Annotated in this window: 14 protein-coding genes; 9 read left to right on the forward strand and 5 right to left on the reverse strand. The window is 69.6% G+C overall.

The genetic code is table 11. From position 1 onward, the window contains the following. From KIP79_RS43645 to KIP79_RS43655, 3 genes are all read left to right on the forward strand, one after another. On the forward strand, positions 1-667 hold a 667-nt coding region (locus tag KIP79_RS43645), incomplete at its 5' end, for a class I SAM-dependent methyltransferase (protein ID WP_214110952.1). Next, entirely contained in the window at positions 667-1,854 is a 1,188-nt protein-coding gene (locus KIP79_RS43650) for an isochorismate synthase (protein ID WP_214110953.1), read from the forward strand. The genes KIP79_RS43645 and KIP79_RS43650, both read left to right, overlap by 1 nt. Positions 1,855-1,875: 21 nt before the next feature. Continuing rightward, positions 1,876-2,754 (forward strand): 1,4-dihydroxy-2-naphthoyl-CoA synthase, encoded by an 879-nt coding sequence (locus KIP79_RS43655; RefSeq protein ID WP_214110954.1) that lies wholly within the window; start codon positions 1,876-1,878, stop codon positions 2,752-2,754. Between the two features lie 9 nt (positions 2,755-2,763). Here the strand turns inward: KIP79_RS43655 and KIP79_RS43660 are convergent, their stop codons facing one another. Beyond that, a complete protein-coding gene (locus KIP79_RS43660; RefSeq protein WP_214110955.1) occupies positions 2,764-2,985 on the reverse strand; it encodes a hypothetical protein in 222 nt (73 codons plus the stop codon). Positions 2,986-3,261: 276 nt separating this feature from the next. Between KIP79_RS43660 and KIP79_RS43665 the strand changes: the two genes are divergently transcribed. After that, the gene (locus tag KIP79_RS43665; protein WP_214110956.1) at positions 3,262-5,535 is read left to right on the forward strand and encodes an ATP-binding protein; all 2,274 of its coding nucleotides are present in this window, start codon (positions 3,262-3,264) and stop codon (positions 5,533-5,535) included. Here the strand turns inward: KIP79_RS43665 and KIP79_RS43670 are convergent. Both KIP79_RS43670 and KIP79_RS43675 read right to left on the reverse strand, forming a co-directional pair. Beyond that, positions 5,522-5,800 carry a hypothetical protein gene (locus KIP79_RS43670; RefSeq protein ID WP_214110957.1) on the reverse strand — a complete coding sequence of 93 codons (279 nt, stop codon included), beginning with the start codon at positions 5,798-5,800 and terminating at the stop codon, positions 5,522-5,524. The two genes, KIP79_RS43665 and KIP79_RS43670, sit on opposite strands and share 14 nt — an antisense overlap. 58 nt (positions 5,801-5,858) lie before the next feature. Next, on the reverse strand, positions 5,859-6,998 hold the full coding sequence (locus KIP79_RS43675) for a metal-dependent hydrolase family protein (protein WP_214110958.1): 1,140 nt from the start codon (positions 6,996-6,998) through the stop codon (positions 5,859-5,861). Between the two features lie 113 nt (positions 6,999-7,111). Here KIP79_RS43675 and KIP79_RS43680 point away from each other — a divergent pair, with 113 nt between their 5' ends. The 4 genes from KIP79_RS43680 (at position 7,112) to KIP79_RS43695 (ending at position 12,738) form a co-directional block, all read left to right on the forward strand. Beyond that, positions 7,112-7,774 (forward strand): Rossmann-fold NAD(P)-binding domain-containing protein, encoded by a 663-nt coding sequence (locus KIP79_RS43680; protein ID WP_214110959.1) that lies wholly within the window; start codon positions 7,112-7,114, stop codon positions 7,772-7,774. Between the two features lie 140 nt (positions 7,775-7,914). Beyond that, a complete protein-coding gene (locus KIP79_RS49930) occupies positions 7,915-10,305 on the forward strand; it encodes a galactose-binding domain-containing protein (protein WP_214110960.1) in 2,391 nt (796 codons plus the stop codon). A 64-nt stretch (positions 10,306-10,369) separates the two neighbouring features. After that, the gene (locus KIP79_RS43690; RefSeq protein WP_214110961.1) at positions 10,370-11,449 is read left to right on the forward strand and encodes a tetratricopeptide repeat protein; all 1,080 of its coding nucleotides are present in this window, start codon (positions 10,370-10,372) and stop codon (positions 11,447-11,449) included. Positions 11,450-11,484: 35 nt separating this feature from the next. Further along, entirely contained in the window at positions 11,485-12,738 is a 1,254-nt protein-coding gene (locus tag KIP79_RS43695; RefSeq protein WP_214110962.1) for a DUF4331 domain-containing protein, read from the forward strand. A 42-nt stretch (positions 12,739-12,780) separates the two neighbouring features. Here KIP79_RS43695 and KIP79_RS43700 read toward each other — a convergent pair whose 3' ends face one another. Next, a complete protein-coding gene (locus KIP79_RS43700; RefSeq protein WP_214110963.1) occupies positions 12,781-13,407 on the reverse strand; it encodes a hypothetical protein in 627 nt (208 codons plus the stop codon). 335 nt (positions 13,408-13,742) lie between these two features. Here KIP79_RS43700 and KIP79_RS43705 point away from each other — a divergent pair, with 335 nt between their 5' ends. After that, positions 13,743-14,267, forward strand: a complete 525-nt coding sequence (locus KIP79_RS43705; RefSeq protein WP_214110964.1) for a DUF5709 domain-containing protein — start codon at positions 13,743-13,745, stop codon at positions 14,265-14,267. Between the two features lie 10 nt (positions 14,268-14,277). Here the strand turns inward: KIP79_RS43705 and KIP79_RS43710 are convergent, their stop codons facing one another. Further along, entirely contained in the window at positions 14,278-14,694 is a 417-nt protein-coding gene (locus KIP79_RS43710) for a hypothetical protein (protein ID WP_214110965.1), read from the reverse strand. Between the last annotated feature and the right edge of the window lie 89 nt (positions 14,695-14,783).

Below are 14,783 nucleotides of genomic sequence, written 5' to 3' on the forward strand. Positions count from 1 at the left end.
GTGGCACTGCCTGGAGGTGGGGGCGGGCGGCGGGAGCGTCGCGCGCTGGCTGGCCGATCGGGTGGCGCCGACGGGGTCGGTGCTGGCCACCGACATCAAGCCACGGCTGATCCCAGCGGTGCCCGGCTTGACCGTGCTCTGCCATGACATCGTCGCCGACGCGCTGCCCGAGGCGGCCTTCGATCTGGTGCACGCGCGGCTGGTGCTCAGCCATCTGCCGGAGCGGCAGCGGGTGCTGGCCCGGCTGCTCGCGGCGCTGAGACCCGGCGGCTGGCTGCAACTGGACGAGATCGACATCAGCCACTGGCCCGCCCTGCTCGCGCCCTGTCCGGCCGCTCGGCGGGCGTACGAGCACTATCTGGTCGCGCTGGCCCGGGTGCTCGGCGCGGTCGGCGCCGACCCCACCTGGGGACGGTCGGCCGCCCAGGCGGTGGCGGAGGCGGGGTTCACCGAGATCGACCCCTTCTGTCACACCGAGGTGTGGGGGCCCGGCTCCCCGGGGCTGGGGCTGCTGATCAGCAACAGCCACCACCTGGCCGACCGGCTGATCGCGGCGGGGATGACCGCCGGGCAGCTGGCCGAGGTGCGGCAGATCATGGCCGATCCGGGCTTCCGTGCGGTCTCGTTCACGGTGCACACGGTGCTGGCACGGCGGCCGGAGGCGTGATGGAGCGGGTCCAGACGGTCAAGATCGCCGATCCCGGCTCCTTACTGGAGGTCGCGCCGCACGCCGGGGCCATGTTATGGCTGCGCGGCGGAGACGGCATGGTGGCCTGGGGGGAGGCCGCGCGGTTCACCGCGTCCGGGCCCGACCGGTTCGACCTGGCCCGCCGGTGGTGGCGGTCGTGGACGGCCGCCGGGCGGATCAGCGACGAGGTGGAGCTGCCCGGCACCGGCCCGGTCGCCTTCGGCAGCTTCACCTTCGACGACGGGCCGGGGGACTCGGTGCTGATCGTGCCCCGGGTGGTGGTCGGCCGCCGGGACGGCATCTGCTGGAAGACCACGGTCGGCGACCCTGGGCCTGCGCCGCGTACGCCGTGGGCCACGCTGCCCGATGTGGACTGGCGGGCCGAGCCGGGGGCGCGGGCGCGCTGGTACGGGGCGGTGGCCAGAGCCGTACGGGAGATCAGGGACGGCCGGTTGGCCAAGGTGGTGCTGGCCAGGGACGTCCGCGGTCGGCTGGGCGGGCCGTTCGACCCGCGGGCGGCCGGGGCGCGGCTGACCGAGCGGTTCCCCTCCTGCTGGGCGTTCGCGGTGGACGGGCTGGTCGGGGCCTCGCCGGAGCTGCTGACCGAGCGGATCGGGCGGAGCGTTACCTCGCTCGTCCTGGCGGGTACGGCCTGGCCGGGTGGTGGGCCCGCGCTGTCCACGCCGAAGAACGCGGTGGAGCACGAGCTGGCCGCCGATTCGGCCGTCGCGGTGCTGGCCGAGTTCTGCGAGCGGCTGGAGGTGCCCAGGCCGCACGTTCTCCAGCTGGCCAACGTGGCCCATCTGGCGACGAGGATCACCGGCACGCTGCGGGGGCACACCGACGCGCTGGCCCTGGCCGGGCGGCTGCATCCGACCGCCGCCGTCTGCGGCACACCCTCTCTGACGGCGCTGTCGGTGATCCGTACGCTGGAGGGGCTGGACCGGGAGCGGTACGCCGGGCCGGTCGGCTGGCAGGACGCGCGGGGCGACGGCGAATGGTGCATCGCGCTGCGGTGCGCCCGGGTGCGCGGGAAGGAACTCCGGCTCTTCGCCGGGTGCGGGATCGTCGGTGATTCCAACCCCGCCGCAGAATGGCAGGAGACGGAGGCCAAACTGGGGGCCATCCGCGACATCTTCGGCATCCGGGCCGCTGTCGGGGTCTGACTACTAGTGATGGGGTACGTGATGGTTTCTGAGCTGTTCGACGACCAGGCGTGGAAGCCGGTGGAGGGTTTCGACTTCACCGACATCACCTACCACCGGGCCGTCGACCAGGGCACGGTGCGGATCGCCTTCAACCGTCCCGAAGTGCGCAACGCCTTCCGTCCGCAGACGGTCGACGAGCTCTACCGGGCCTTCGACCACGCCCGGATGACCGTCGACGTCGGCTGTGTGCTCCTCACCGGGAACGGGCCCTCCCCGAAGGACGGCGGCTGGGCCTTCTGCTCGGGGGGTGACCAGCGCATCCGCGGCAAGGACGGCTACCAGTACGCGGACGGCACCCCCAGCACCGGCCGCCTGCACATCCTGGAAGTCCAGCGCCTGATCCGATTCATGCCCAAAATCGTGATCTGTGTGGTCCCTGGCTGGGCGGCCGGTGGCGGCCACAGCCTCCACGTCGTCTCCGACCTCACCATCGCCAGCCGCGAACACGCCCGCTTCAAGCAGACCGACGCCGACGTCGCCAGCTTCGACGGCGGCTTCGGCTCCGCCTACCTCGCCCGCCAGGTCGGCCAGAAGTTCGCCCGCGAGATCTTCTTCCTCGGCGACACGTACGACGCCGAAGCCGCCCACCGCATGGGCATGGTCAACACCGTCGTCCCCCACGCCGACCTGGAGAAGGTCGCCCTCGACTGGGCCCGCAAGATCAACGGCAAGAGCCCGACCGCCCAGCGCATGCTCAAGTACGCCTTCAACCTGATCGACGACGGCCTGGTGGGCCAGCAGGTGTTCGCCGGTGAAGCCACCCGCCTGGCGTACATGACGGACGAGGCGGCCGAGGGCCGCGATTCTTTCCTGGAGAAGCGCTCCCCCGACTGGAGCCCGTTCCCCTGGCACTTCTAGACGGGCGCGTCACACCCTTTCGATGAGTGACGTGGTCAGTTCGTGGAGTCGGCGTGCCGCTGTCGAGTCGAACGCGGGACGGGCGGTCGCCCGGTATGCGGCGAAGTGACTGGACGGCGGCGCGTCGAGTAGGGCGATCATCGGCCGGATGGCGCGGTGGACCGGCGTGGCGGCGATGGCGAAGAGGGCGCGGGTCGGGACGCGCAGCGGTGCGGGCAGTGCGTCAGGCATGCCGGTCGCCCAAACCGTAATTACGGATGGTCTGTTGGGGGTTAAACACTCGGGAGTTATTTCGAACGTTTGACCGAGGGGGGTGTGCGTGGTACAGGGGTAATGGTGGATCACCTCTCTACATGGATCAGGGGATACGTGTGGCAGACGTATCGGTAGGTCATGAGACGAGATGACGGGGCTCCTCACAACACCTCGTCCGGTGGGGCGCGGGATGTGGTTCAGGCTCGGGACGTACAGGGCGGTGTGCATTTTCATCAGCAGACCGTTTTCGCGGTGACGCCCCGGCAGCTTCCGGGTGATGTACGGGGGTTCGTCAACCGGCAGGCTGAGTTGGCGCATCTGTCGACGTTGGTGGCCAAGGACGTGGGGGAGCCGTTCGTGGTCGCGGTGGCGATCATCGCGGGGACGGCAGGGGTGGGGAAGACCGCTCTGGCGCTGCACTGGGCGCACAGCGTGCGTGACCACTTTCCGGACGGGGAACTCTATGTGAACCTCCGCGGCTACGACCCGGGGCCGCCCGCCACTCCCGAACAGGTCCTGGACCGGTTCCTGCGCGATCTCGGCGTACCGGCCACGTCCATTCCCGCGGAACTGGAAGACCGCGCAGCCCTCTTCCGCTCCTTGCTCGCGAGCCGCCGCATGCTCCTCCTCCTGGACAACGCCGCCACGGTCGGCCAGGTCCGCCCACTACTCCCGGGCACCGCCTCCTGCCTGGTTCTGATCACCAGCCGCAGCCGTCTGTCCGGCCTGGTCGCCCGCGAAGGCGCGTACCGCCTCGGGCTGGACGTCCTCACCGAGAACGACGCCGTCTCGCTGATCCGCAGCGTCACGACCCGATACCGCGCCGACGACCAGCCCGATGACCTCGTCGAAGTGGTACGTCTCTGCGCCCGGTTGCCGTTGGCGTTGCGGATCGCCGCCGAGCGGGCGGCCAGTCGTCCCCTGATGATGCTCAACGAGTTGATAGCCGACCTCCGGGACGAATCAGTCCTCTGGGACGCCCTGACCGCTGAGAGCGAGGAGGAGGCCGACGCCGTCCGCACGGTCTTCGCCTGGTCCTACCGCGCCCTCCCCGACCCGGCCGCCCGGCTCTTCCGGCTGTTGAGCGTCCACCCTGGCCCGGACTTCTCCCTGGAGGCCGCCGCGGCTCTCGCCGGAATGCCCGCCGCCCACGTCCGCCGTCTCCTCGACGTCCTGGTCGGCGCGTACCTGATCGAACAGAGCGCCCCCGGCCGGTACCAGATCCACGACCTGTTACGCGCCTACGCCGCCGAACAAGCCCGGCAGTTCGCCGCAGACGGCGACGAAGCCCTGATCCGCCTGGTGTCGTGGTACCTGCACACCGCAGATCGGGCGCAGCACGCCCTCGCGCCCTACGACGCGTACAGACTCCCCGACGACGCGCCACCCGGCATCACGCCGCTCAGCTTCGCCCAACCGGAAACGGCGCTCCGCTGGTACGAGACCGAGCGGACCAACATCGTCTCCGTGGTCCGCGCCGCTGCCGCCGCCGAGCTGCACGGGCTCACCTGGCGACTGGCCGCCGCCCTGCGGGTCATCCACGCCCAGTGGAACGCCTTCGACGAATGGGAGACCATCGGCACCCTCGGCGCCGCTTCGGCCGCCACCGACGGCGACCTTCCCGGCCAGGCGATGCTTCTGGAGGGCCTCGGGAAGCTGTACGTGCAGACCCGCCGCCTCGATCAGGCCGAGACCGGCCACCTCGGCGCACTGGAGATCCGCCGCCGCCTCGGCGACCGTTTCGGCGAGGGCCTGTCGCTCAACGCCCTCGGCCTGCTCGCCCTCCGCCGTCGCCGCCTCACCGAGGCCCTGGCCCGTTTCGAGGAGAGCACGCTCGTCTTCTCGGCGCTCGGCGACGATACCAACGCGCCGCTCCGCTGGACGGCCCTCACCAGGGCAAACGCCGCCGAAGCCCAGATCGAACTCGGCCGGCCGGCCGCCGCCGCGGAGATCCTTTCCGGGACGCTCCCCGTCTTCCGCGACCTGAACGACCGCTTCTCCGAGGGCAATGCTCTTTTCCTGCTGAGCCGCACCCAACGCGCCTTCGGCGACATCGAAGCCGCCCGGCACTCCATCGACGCCGCCATGGCCATCGCCACCGCCGCCGACAACCTCGCCTGGCAGGGCTACTGGCTCCTCGAACTCGCCCGCGTCCAACGCGCCGCCGGCCATCCCGCCGAAGCCCTGACCTCCTACCAGCGCTCCGCCGCCATCCAACGCCAACTGGCAGACCGCAGCCGCGAAGCCCTGGCTCTGGACGGCACCGGCGAAACCTACTTCGAACTGGCCCGCCCCGCCGAAGCCGTCAACTTCCACCGTCTGGCCATAACCACCCACCGCGACCTCGGCGACCACTGGCACCACGCCCTGGCCCTGACCAACCTCGCGCGAGCCCTAACCCAAACCAACCACCCTCAAGAAGCCCAGACCACCTGGCACCAGGCCCTAACTGCCCTTGCCCCCTTCGATGACCCGACAGCCATCGCCCTCCGCCAATCCGCCCTACGCCAAATCAACCCAGATTGATCGGCCCATGAAAATCCTTCCCCTGCACCACTGTCCCGTGCACCGTCCCATTCACCTCATTACGCACACCTTCCGAGTCCCCCTCGGACTTACCAAAAGCCGCAAATACCGCCACCCCTAAACCCACCAAGCCAACAATCGCCCCCACCACGCTGGCCACCTTGTCCGCCCGCTCCAACCCCACGGCCACGAAATAGACAGCCAGCCCACCGACGGCAACCAGACAAATCCCGGCCCCGGTAATCCCCACCCATCGACGCGACATGCCCCCATTGTGGCGTCAAAGGTGTGATTTCCGCGGGCGAGCTTTCCGTGATGTTTGGTTAGGCGGCCGGCTGGATGCGTCTGCCCTTGCGGAATATCGCTGTCGGGCGGGTGAGGGTGGTGATGTCGGTGAGGGGATTGCCGGGGACGGCCAGGAGGTCGGCGTCGTAGGTGGGGGCCAGTTTGCCCTTCTGGTCGTCTATCTGGCAGGAGCGGGCGGCGAGGGAGGTCAGGGAGCGGAGGGCTTCCACGGGGGTCATGCCGGTCCAGTCGACCAGGTTGGGGCCGGCCCAGGGGAGGATGCCGTGGGGTTTGGTGGGGCCGATTCCGGCGTCGCTGCCGGCGACGATGGGGACGCCGGTGGCGTGCATCAGGCGGGTGGCCTCGAAGAGTTTGGCGAGGCGCTGGGCTATGGCCGGGGGCGGGGTGAAGCCGGGGAGGACGCCTGCGGTCAGGGAGGCGTAGATGCCCCGGGTGGCCATGGCGGTCATCAGGGTGAGGTCGGGGTCGATGCCGGTTTCGGTGATGAAGGTGCAGTGTTCGATGGAGTCGAAGTCGGCGGCGATGGCCAGGGCGATACCCGCGCCGGCGTGGGCGTGGCCGGTGATGGGCAGGCCGTGGGCGTGCGCCTCGTCGGCGGCGGCCCGCACTTCGGCCTCGCTGTACTGGCAGAGGTGAGAGTGGCTGCCGGCCGTCATCTCACCACCGGTGATCATCATTTTGATGGCGGTGGCGCCCCGCGCGGCCCGTTCCCGTACGGCCTGGCGTACCCCTTCCACACCCGAGGCCTCGCCCCCGAGGAACCAGCAGTGGCCGCGCGGCGTGGTGATCGGCGGTCCGGCGGACAGGATGGTGGGCCCGTCCGTGAGCTCAGCGGAGAGCTTGACGGCCAGATAGTCCCGGTCCCCGAGGTCGCGGACGGTGGTGACGCCCGCCGCCAGGTGCTGGAGCGCGGCGTCGCGCATCCGGTCGTACAGGCCGTCCTGGTCGAGCGAGCCGATGGGGTCCGGCCCGGCGTCGAAGGCCAGGTGCACGTGGGTGTCGATCAGCCCGGGTAACAGGGTGACGTCCCCGAGGTCGAGGGCGTTCTCGGGCGCCTCGCGGAGGATCGCGGCGATCCGCCCGTCCTCGATGGCCACGGCCTGGGCGGGAATCAGTTCCTGACCGTCGAATATGCGTTCCGCGCGAATGGTGAACATGCTCGTCATTGCAGTCGTCCGGGGGAGTGGGGGCATGAGTACCCCCCTACTCGACCTCATGCCGACGGGTTCTGGCCCCAGGGCCGCCGCCTGCGAAGTGCGACGATAGGACCATGAAGGTCATTGTTTTCGGGGCCACCGGAATGGTCGGGCAGGGCGTGCTCCGGGAGTGCGTGCTCGATCCGGACGTCGAGCAGGTGCTCGCGATCGGCCGTACGCCCACCGGACGCCGTCACTCCAAACTCCGCGAACTCCACCTATCCGACTTCGACCATCTGTCCGACGTGGAAGCCGAACTGGCCGGATTCGACGCGTGCTTCTTCTGCATGGGCGTCTCCTCGGCCGGGCTGACCGAACCCGAGTACCGCCGCCTGACCTTCGATCCCGCCCTGAACACCGCCCGCGCCCTGGCCCGCCAGAGCCCCGACGCCACCTTCGTGTACGTCTCCGGCGCCGGCACCGACAGCACCGGCCGGAGCCGGATGATGTGGGCGCGGGTCAAGGGGGAGACCGAGAACGCCCTGCTCGCGCTGGACCTGGAGACGTACATGTTCCGGCCGGGCTTCATCCAGCCGCTGCACGGCGCTCGGTCGAAGACCGCCCTCTACCGGGCCGTCTACGCGGTGATGTCCCCCCTCTACCCGGTCCTGCGCCGCGTCTTCCAGAACGGGATCACCTCCACCGAGGAGGTCGGCCGGGCCATGCTCCGGGTGGTCAGGACGGGCGCCCAGAACCGGATCCTGGAGACCGGAGACATCAACGCCGCCGCTCGCTAAGTCACTTTCTTGCAGGGAGGTTTCCAAGTATTGCGTTGATGTATCGGATCCTGTCACGATAACGCCACGAGTCTTACCTGGCGCGCGGTTCACGCGTCCTGACCCGCCGCTTCCGCAGCTTTCGAGCAGAAGGAGTAGGTGTGGCAGTTTCCCGCCGGGGGTTCTTGGCCTCCGCAGTGACCGGATCCGCCCTGGCCGCCGTCTCGTCGTCCCAGGTCCTCTCCGCGCTGACCAGTGCGGCCAGCGCCGCCTCCCCGCCCGGAGACGTGGTCGGCAAGATCACCGTCGGCTACCAGGGCTGGTTCGCCTGCAAGGGCGACAGCGCCCCGATCAACGCCTGGTGGCACTGGAGCCTCAACAACCAGCAGCCGCCCTCGCCCACCAACACCACCATCGTGGCCTGGCCGGACATGCGGGAGTTCACCAACAAGTACCCGACCGCCTACGCCAACCTGGGCAACGGCCAGCCCGCCACCCTCTTCTCCTCCTACGACCAGCAGACCGTGGACACCCACTTCCGCTGGATGCGGGAGAACAACATCGACACCGCCGCGTTACAGCGCTTCAACCCCAACGGCTCCGAAGGCCCCACCCGGGACGCGATGGCGCAGAAGGTCCGTACCGCCGCCGAGGCCAACGGCGTCAAGTGGTACGTCATGTACGACGTCAGCGACTGGACCAACTTCCAGTCGGAGATCAAGACCGACTGGCAGAACAAGATGTCCGCGCACGTGGCCTCCCCCGCGTACGCCCGGCAGAACGGCAAGCCGGTGGTCTGCATCTGGGGCTTCGGCTTCGACGATCCGCAGCGCCCCTTCCCCCCGGCGCCCTGCCTGGAGGTCCTCAACTGGTTCAAGAACCAGGGCCTGTACGTGATCGGAGGTGTCCCGACCTACTGGCGGCAGGGCATCAACGACTCCCGGCCGGGGTTCGCCGACGTCTACCGGGCGTTCAACATGATCTCGCCGTGGATGGTCGGCCGGATCAGCACCCTCCAGGGCTCCGACGACTTCTACACCAACCTCACCGTCCCCGATCAGGCCGAATGCAACGCCCGGGGCATCGACTACCAGCCCTGTGTGATGCCCGGTGACCTCACCACTCGCCACCGCCGCCACGGCGACTTCATGTGGCGGCAGTTCTACAACGTCATCAGGGCCGGCTGCCAGGGCGTCTACATCTCGATGTTCGACGAGTTCAACGAGGGCAACCAGATCGCCAAGACCGCCGAGAGCGCCGCCTGGCTGCCCGCCAACTCCGGCATGCTCGCCCTGGACGAGGACGGCACCGCCTGCTCCGCCGACTACTACCTGCGCCTCACCGGCGACGGCGGCCGCATGCTGAAGGGCCAGCTCGCCCTCACCGCCGTACGGCCCACGCCGCCCGTACTCGGTGGACCCCCGCCGGAGCAGAACCTGGCCCTGAACAAGCCGACCCTGGCCAGCAGCACCAACCCCGGCTACCCGTCCTCCGCCGCGGTGGACGGCAACACCGGCACGTACTGGGAGAGCCAGGGCAACTTCCCCCACTGGATCCAGGTGGACCTGGGCGCCACCACCACCGTCAGCCGCCTCGTGCTCAAGCTGCCGCCCCCCGCCGCCTGGCAGACCCGCACGCAGACGCTCTCGGTCCAGGGCAGCACCAACGGCTCCACGTTCACCACGCTGGTCAACTCCGCCGGATACACCTTCAACCCGGCCACCGGGAACACGGTGACCATCACCGTCCCCTCCACCGCCACCCGGTACGTCCGGCTGAACTTCACCGGCAACACCGGCTGGCCGGCCGCGCAGCTGGCCGAGTTCGAGGTGTACGGGACGGCGGCGCCCGGGGACACCGAGCCGCCTGCCGTGCCCACCGGGCTGACCGTGACCGGGAAGACCACCACCAGCGTCTCCCTGTCCTGGAACCCCTCGACGGACAACGTGGGGGTGACCGGGTACTCGGTCCGCCAGGCCGGGGCCGTGGTGGCCTCGGTGACCGGGACCACGGCCACGGTGAACGGGCTCAACCCGGCCACCGCGTACACCTTCACGGTCACGGCCAAGGACGCCGCCGGGAACGAGTCGCAGCCGTCCGCCCCCGTGACCGTGACCACCGACCCGGCGCCGCAGGGCAATCTCGCCCGGAACAAGCCGACGGCGGAGAGCGGCCACACCCAGAACTACGGCTCGGGGAACGCGGTGGACGGCAACGCCGACACCTACTGGGAGAGCGTCAACAACGCCTTCCCGCAGTGGATCCAGGTGGATCTGGGCACGGCCGTCGCGGTGGGGCGCATCGTGCTGAAGCTGCCGCCGCCCTCGGCCTGGCAGACGCGCACCCAGACCCTCTCGGTCCAGGGGAGCACCAACGGTTCCACGTTCAGCACGCTGGTCAACTCCGCCGGATACACCTTCAACCCGGCCACCGGGAACACGGTGACGATCACCTTCGCCGCCGCCACCACCCGGTACGTCCGGCTGAACTTCACCGCCAACACGGGCTGGCCCGCCGGGCAGCTGTCGGAGTTCGAGGTGTACACGAGTTAGTTATTACGCGCTGTTGACCGGCCGCGATTGAGGCTCCCGCGCCGCGCGTACCATGATCGACTTCATGATGCGGGTGGTGGGAACGGGTGCGTTGCTGGCGGTCGTGCTGGCCATGCTCGGCCCCGCCGGGTCGGGCGGATCGGCGCTACCGCCGGTGGACCGGCTCGCGGAGACCGCCGCCTACCTGCGGGCCCATCCCGGGGACGGCAGGATGTGGGCGGCCCTGGGGGATCTGTACGCCGAGCGGGTGCGCCGGACCGGCGACGCGGGCCTGGCGCCCCGGGCGGAGGAGGCGTTCCGCCACGCTCTCGGCCTCGATTCCGGAAATATCGACGCACTGGTGGGTCTGGGGGCATTGGCCAACACCCGCCACGAGTTCGCCGACGGTTACGCCTGGGCCACCAAGGCGCTCCACCTCGATCCCGGCCGCGCCTCCGCGTACGGTGTGCTCTTCGACGCCGCCGTGGAACTCGGCCGGTACGGCCGGGCGGAACGCGCGCTGGGGCACATGCTCGACCTGCGGGCCGACGTGGCCTCCTTCACCCGGGCGGCCCGGATGTACGAGCTGCGCGGCGAGCACACCCGGGCCGAAGAGGCCCTGCGGCGGGCGCTGGACGCGGCCGTCGACCTGGGCGACCTCGCCTACTGCCACCATCGCCTGGGCGAATCCCGGTGGGCGGCGGGGGACGTGCCGGGTGCGCTGCGGGAGTACCAGTTGGCCCTGAACGCCGACCCCCTTTACGCGCACGCGCTGGCCGGGCGGGGGAAGGCCCAGGCCGCGCTGGGGGATGTCGAGGCGGCACTGGGGAGTTACGAGGCCGCCGTCAACCGCCTGCCGTCACCCACATTCCTCCTGGAAGAGGGCGAACTGCTGCTGCGGATAGGCCGGCACCGCGAGGCCGAGACCCGGTTCGCCATGCTCAGGGCCGCGGGGGACGCGCTGACGCTCGGCAGGTACGAGGCGGATCACGGCGATCCCGTGGCGGCGGTCCTGCTCCTGCGGGGGGAGTGGCGGAAGCGGCGGAGTGTGGAGGTCGCGGACGCGCTCGGCTGGGCGTTGCGGCGAGCCGGTCAGGCCTCCGAAGCCGGCCGGTACGCGCGACTGGCTGGACGACTCGGCGGGCAAACCCGCCATTCAACCTGATATCGGGGGATGTCTTGAAATATCGTAAATTGGCGGTGGCGGCGGCTGCCGTCTCGGTGGGCATGATCAGCTGGGGGGCGCTTGCCGGCCCGGGAACCGGTACGGGCACCGCGGCCAGCCACGTGGACGCGCCGCGCCTCATTCTGGATCCCCAGATGGATGGCTCCGACCTCTACGCCCACATCTGCCCCGACAACCCCGACATGGTGTGTTTTATTACGAATTACACGCCTACTCAGCAGCTTTCCGGGATGGGGTTCGCCGCCGACGCGCGGTACGAGATCCATGTCGACCAGCGGGGAACGGGCACGCCGGACATCACCTACCGGTGGACGTTCTCCGCGCCGTCCGGTGGGCGTCAGCCGTACCAGTTGGAGGAGATCCGGCCGGGGCAGCCTGCCCGGACGCTGGTGTCCGACGGGGTGGCGGTGCTGACCGCCGACGGGCGCCCGGAGGCCGTGGAGGCGTTGCCCGGCGGGGGCCAGACCATCGCGCTCAAAGCCGCCGACTCCTTCTTCAGCAACGCCAAGACCGTGGGGCTGGCCCTCACCGGGCTGCCGTTCGCCCCGCCCATCGACCTGATCAAGGTCCTGGACGGGAACGTCAACGCGATGGTCCTCCAGGTGCCGAAGGCCTCGCTGGCGCTGGGCGGGGACGTCGCGCGCAACCCCGTCATCGGGATCTGGGCCACCGCGGCACGACGCGGGCTCACCGGGACCTATCCGCAGATGTCGCGCATGGGCAACCCGGCGCTGGACGTGGTGACCATGTTCAGCATGGGGGAGACGTACAACTCCCTCAAACCCACCGATGACGCGAAGAACGCACGCCTGAGCGGCTTCATCCTGAACCCGACCGGGCCCAAACTGATCAAGGCGTCCCACTGGACGGTACGGGTGCCCCCCACCCCACGCCGGGACCTCTGGCAGATCTTCTTCACCGGCGTGGCCAAGTCCACGGGACCCATCCAGGACGATCTCAACGCGCACGTGCTCAACAAGGACGTCGTGCCCGCGGACGTGATCCCCTGCGACGAACTCCGGCTGAACCTGTCCATCCCGCCCACCCCCAACCCCAACCGGTTCGGGCTCGTCGAGGACGACCGCGCCGGTTACCCGAACGGCCGCCGGCTCGGCGACGACGCGCACGCCACGCTGGTCCGCATGCTGATGGGCGAACCCGCCGGGGTCGGCTCGCCGTCCCTCATCACCTCGCACGAACTGGTCACCAAGCCGGACGTGCCGGTCAGCGCGACCTTCCCGTACCTGGCGGCGCCACGCCGCTTCTGAATACGGCGGGCCGCCGGGCCGGGTGCCCGGCGGCCCTCGGAATCACGGCACGTACTTGACGACCGCGTCCAGGTTGCCGAACGGCTGGCCGATCGGCACCTCGAAGCCGGACAGCTTCTTCACCGCGTCCGCCCAGGCCGGGCCGACGTAGAACGGCCAGTAGCGCGGGCCGACGCCACCCTCCAGCGGGCGCGGCGTCGCGATGGTCGGCATGAACTCGTGCAGCTTGTACGTGCCGACCAGCCGCTCGCTCACCGGCCCGCCGTTCTCCGAGACATTGAAGTAAACCCCGTCAAACCGGAGCCACATCTTGTCGAACGAGATCTGTTGCCCGGTCTTGTCGTTCACCAGCCGGAAGCCGCCCGGGTAGTACACGCCACGGCAGGGGTCGATGTGGTCCTGCTTCCAGCCGATCGGCATGTAGATCCCGGCCCCGCCACGCTTGAGCCGTACCGGCTCGATGGCCTCCAGCCGGATGCCGTTCTTCTTCAGCTGCTCGACGGTGACGTTGGTGAAGTCGAAGTCCGCCTTCCCCCACGGCCCGAAGTACGGCAACTTGAAACAGGGCACTGGCTCCGGCGCGACCTGCGCCGCACTCACTCCCGGCGCCATCATCAAAGCCACGGCCCCCGCCAGCGCCGCCGCCACCTTGCCCAGACTCACCCGCATATGTCATCCCTCATCAAAACGGTGATCGTTTCCGAGGGCCTTGATTCCCGATCAGCGGATACCCCGGCAGCCCATGCCAGTAAATTTCCGCCCGCAACTGATGAACCGAGTTTGGCGCGGCAGACTGGACATTGACCTGGGCCGGCAGAGCGCGTGGCGGCCGGTCGGTTCCACCGAATGGGTCGGGTACGGGCTGGTGGCCGCGGGGTGGATCCTGGCGACCACGGTGGTGGCCGGGGTCGGGAGGTCGTTGAAGCGGGCTTAGGGGGTTTGAGGGGTTTTGGGGGGTTTATTGCGGGCAGGCGAGCATTTGAGGTGCTCGAGAGGAAGCCACGATGACCGAGTACACGCCGGAACCCATGCACCGGCCGGAACCCGATCCCCGGTCGGAGTTCGAGGATGAGGGCATCCCCGATCTGCAGTCCGGCACGCCCGAGCGGAAGTGGGCGGTCGACCCGGAGGAGGAGCCCCTGCCCGGCGACAGGCCGATGGCCATAGACGACTTCGGGACGACCGCCGAGGAGCAGTACGAAGGAGAGCCCATGGCGGGGCGGCTGGCCCGTGAGGTTCCGGAGGAACAGCCGATGTTCGGCCCCGACGACAACCCGGCGCACAGCCAGGAGGACGAGGACGCCGGGGACGAGGACACGGACGCGCTTGTCGACTCCTTCACCGAGGACCTCGACCCCGAAGAGCCACCGAAGCACGACAGCTACGCGGTCGGACGCCTCGTCAGCCCGGACGAAGGCGCGCACTCCGTCGTCGAGCCCGACGAGGTCGCCCGGGACATCGGCCCCGACGCCGGGGGTTACTCCGCGGAAGAGGCCGCGATGCACGTGGATTCCGAGGGCTGGGGATGAACTTGCGGGGTCAGCCGGCGGCGACCCGTGAAAAGGTGCTGTTCGACCGGAGGCGGCGGGTGAACTGGATGGCGCCGAGCAGGCCCAGGGCGGCGATTCCGGCGATCATGGCGATCTGGTACCCGTGGTCGAACGTGGACAGGCGGGGGTCGGTGTAGCCGCCGTCGAAGAAGCCGGAGATGACCGCCGCCGAGCAGGCCACCGCCAGGAGGCCGGAGCCGGTGAGGGCGAGGCCGCGGCGGGAGTTGACGGACAGGGCCACGGCGAGCAGTTGAAGGATGATCATGGGGATGGGGGCGGCGAGGCGGCCCTCGGTGCCGAGGGCGTCCAGGTAGGTGGGGTTGAGGCCGTGGTCGACGGCGATGGCGGCGCCGGCCAGGTAGACGACGACGAGGGCGCCGACGCAGCCGATGAGCGATCTGTTCATGGGTCTCTCTCAGGGATTGAAGGTTGAACGCCTTCAGTGCAACCCGGGCTGCTTAGCAAGTTCTTGTGATCGACCTAAAACCCATCGCT

The sequence above is a fragment of the Acrocarpospora catenulata genome, assembly GCF_018476525.1.
In the GTDB taxonomy this organism is placed as follows: domain Bacteria; phylum Actinomycetota; class Actinomycetes; order Streptosporangiales; family Streptosporangiaceae; genus Acrocarpospora; species Acrocarpospora catenulata.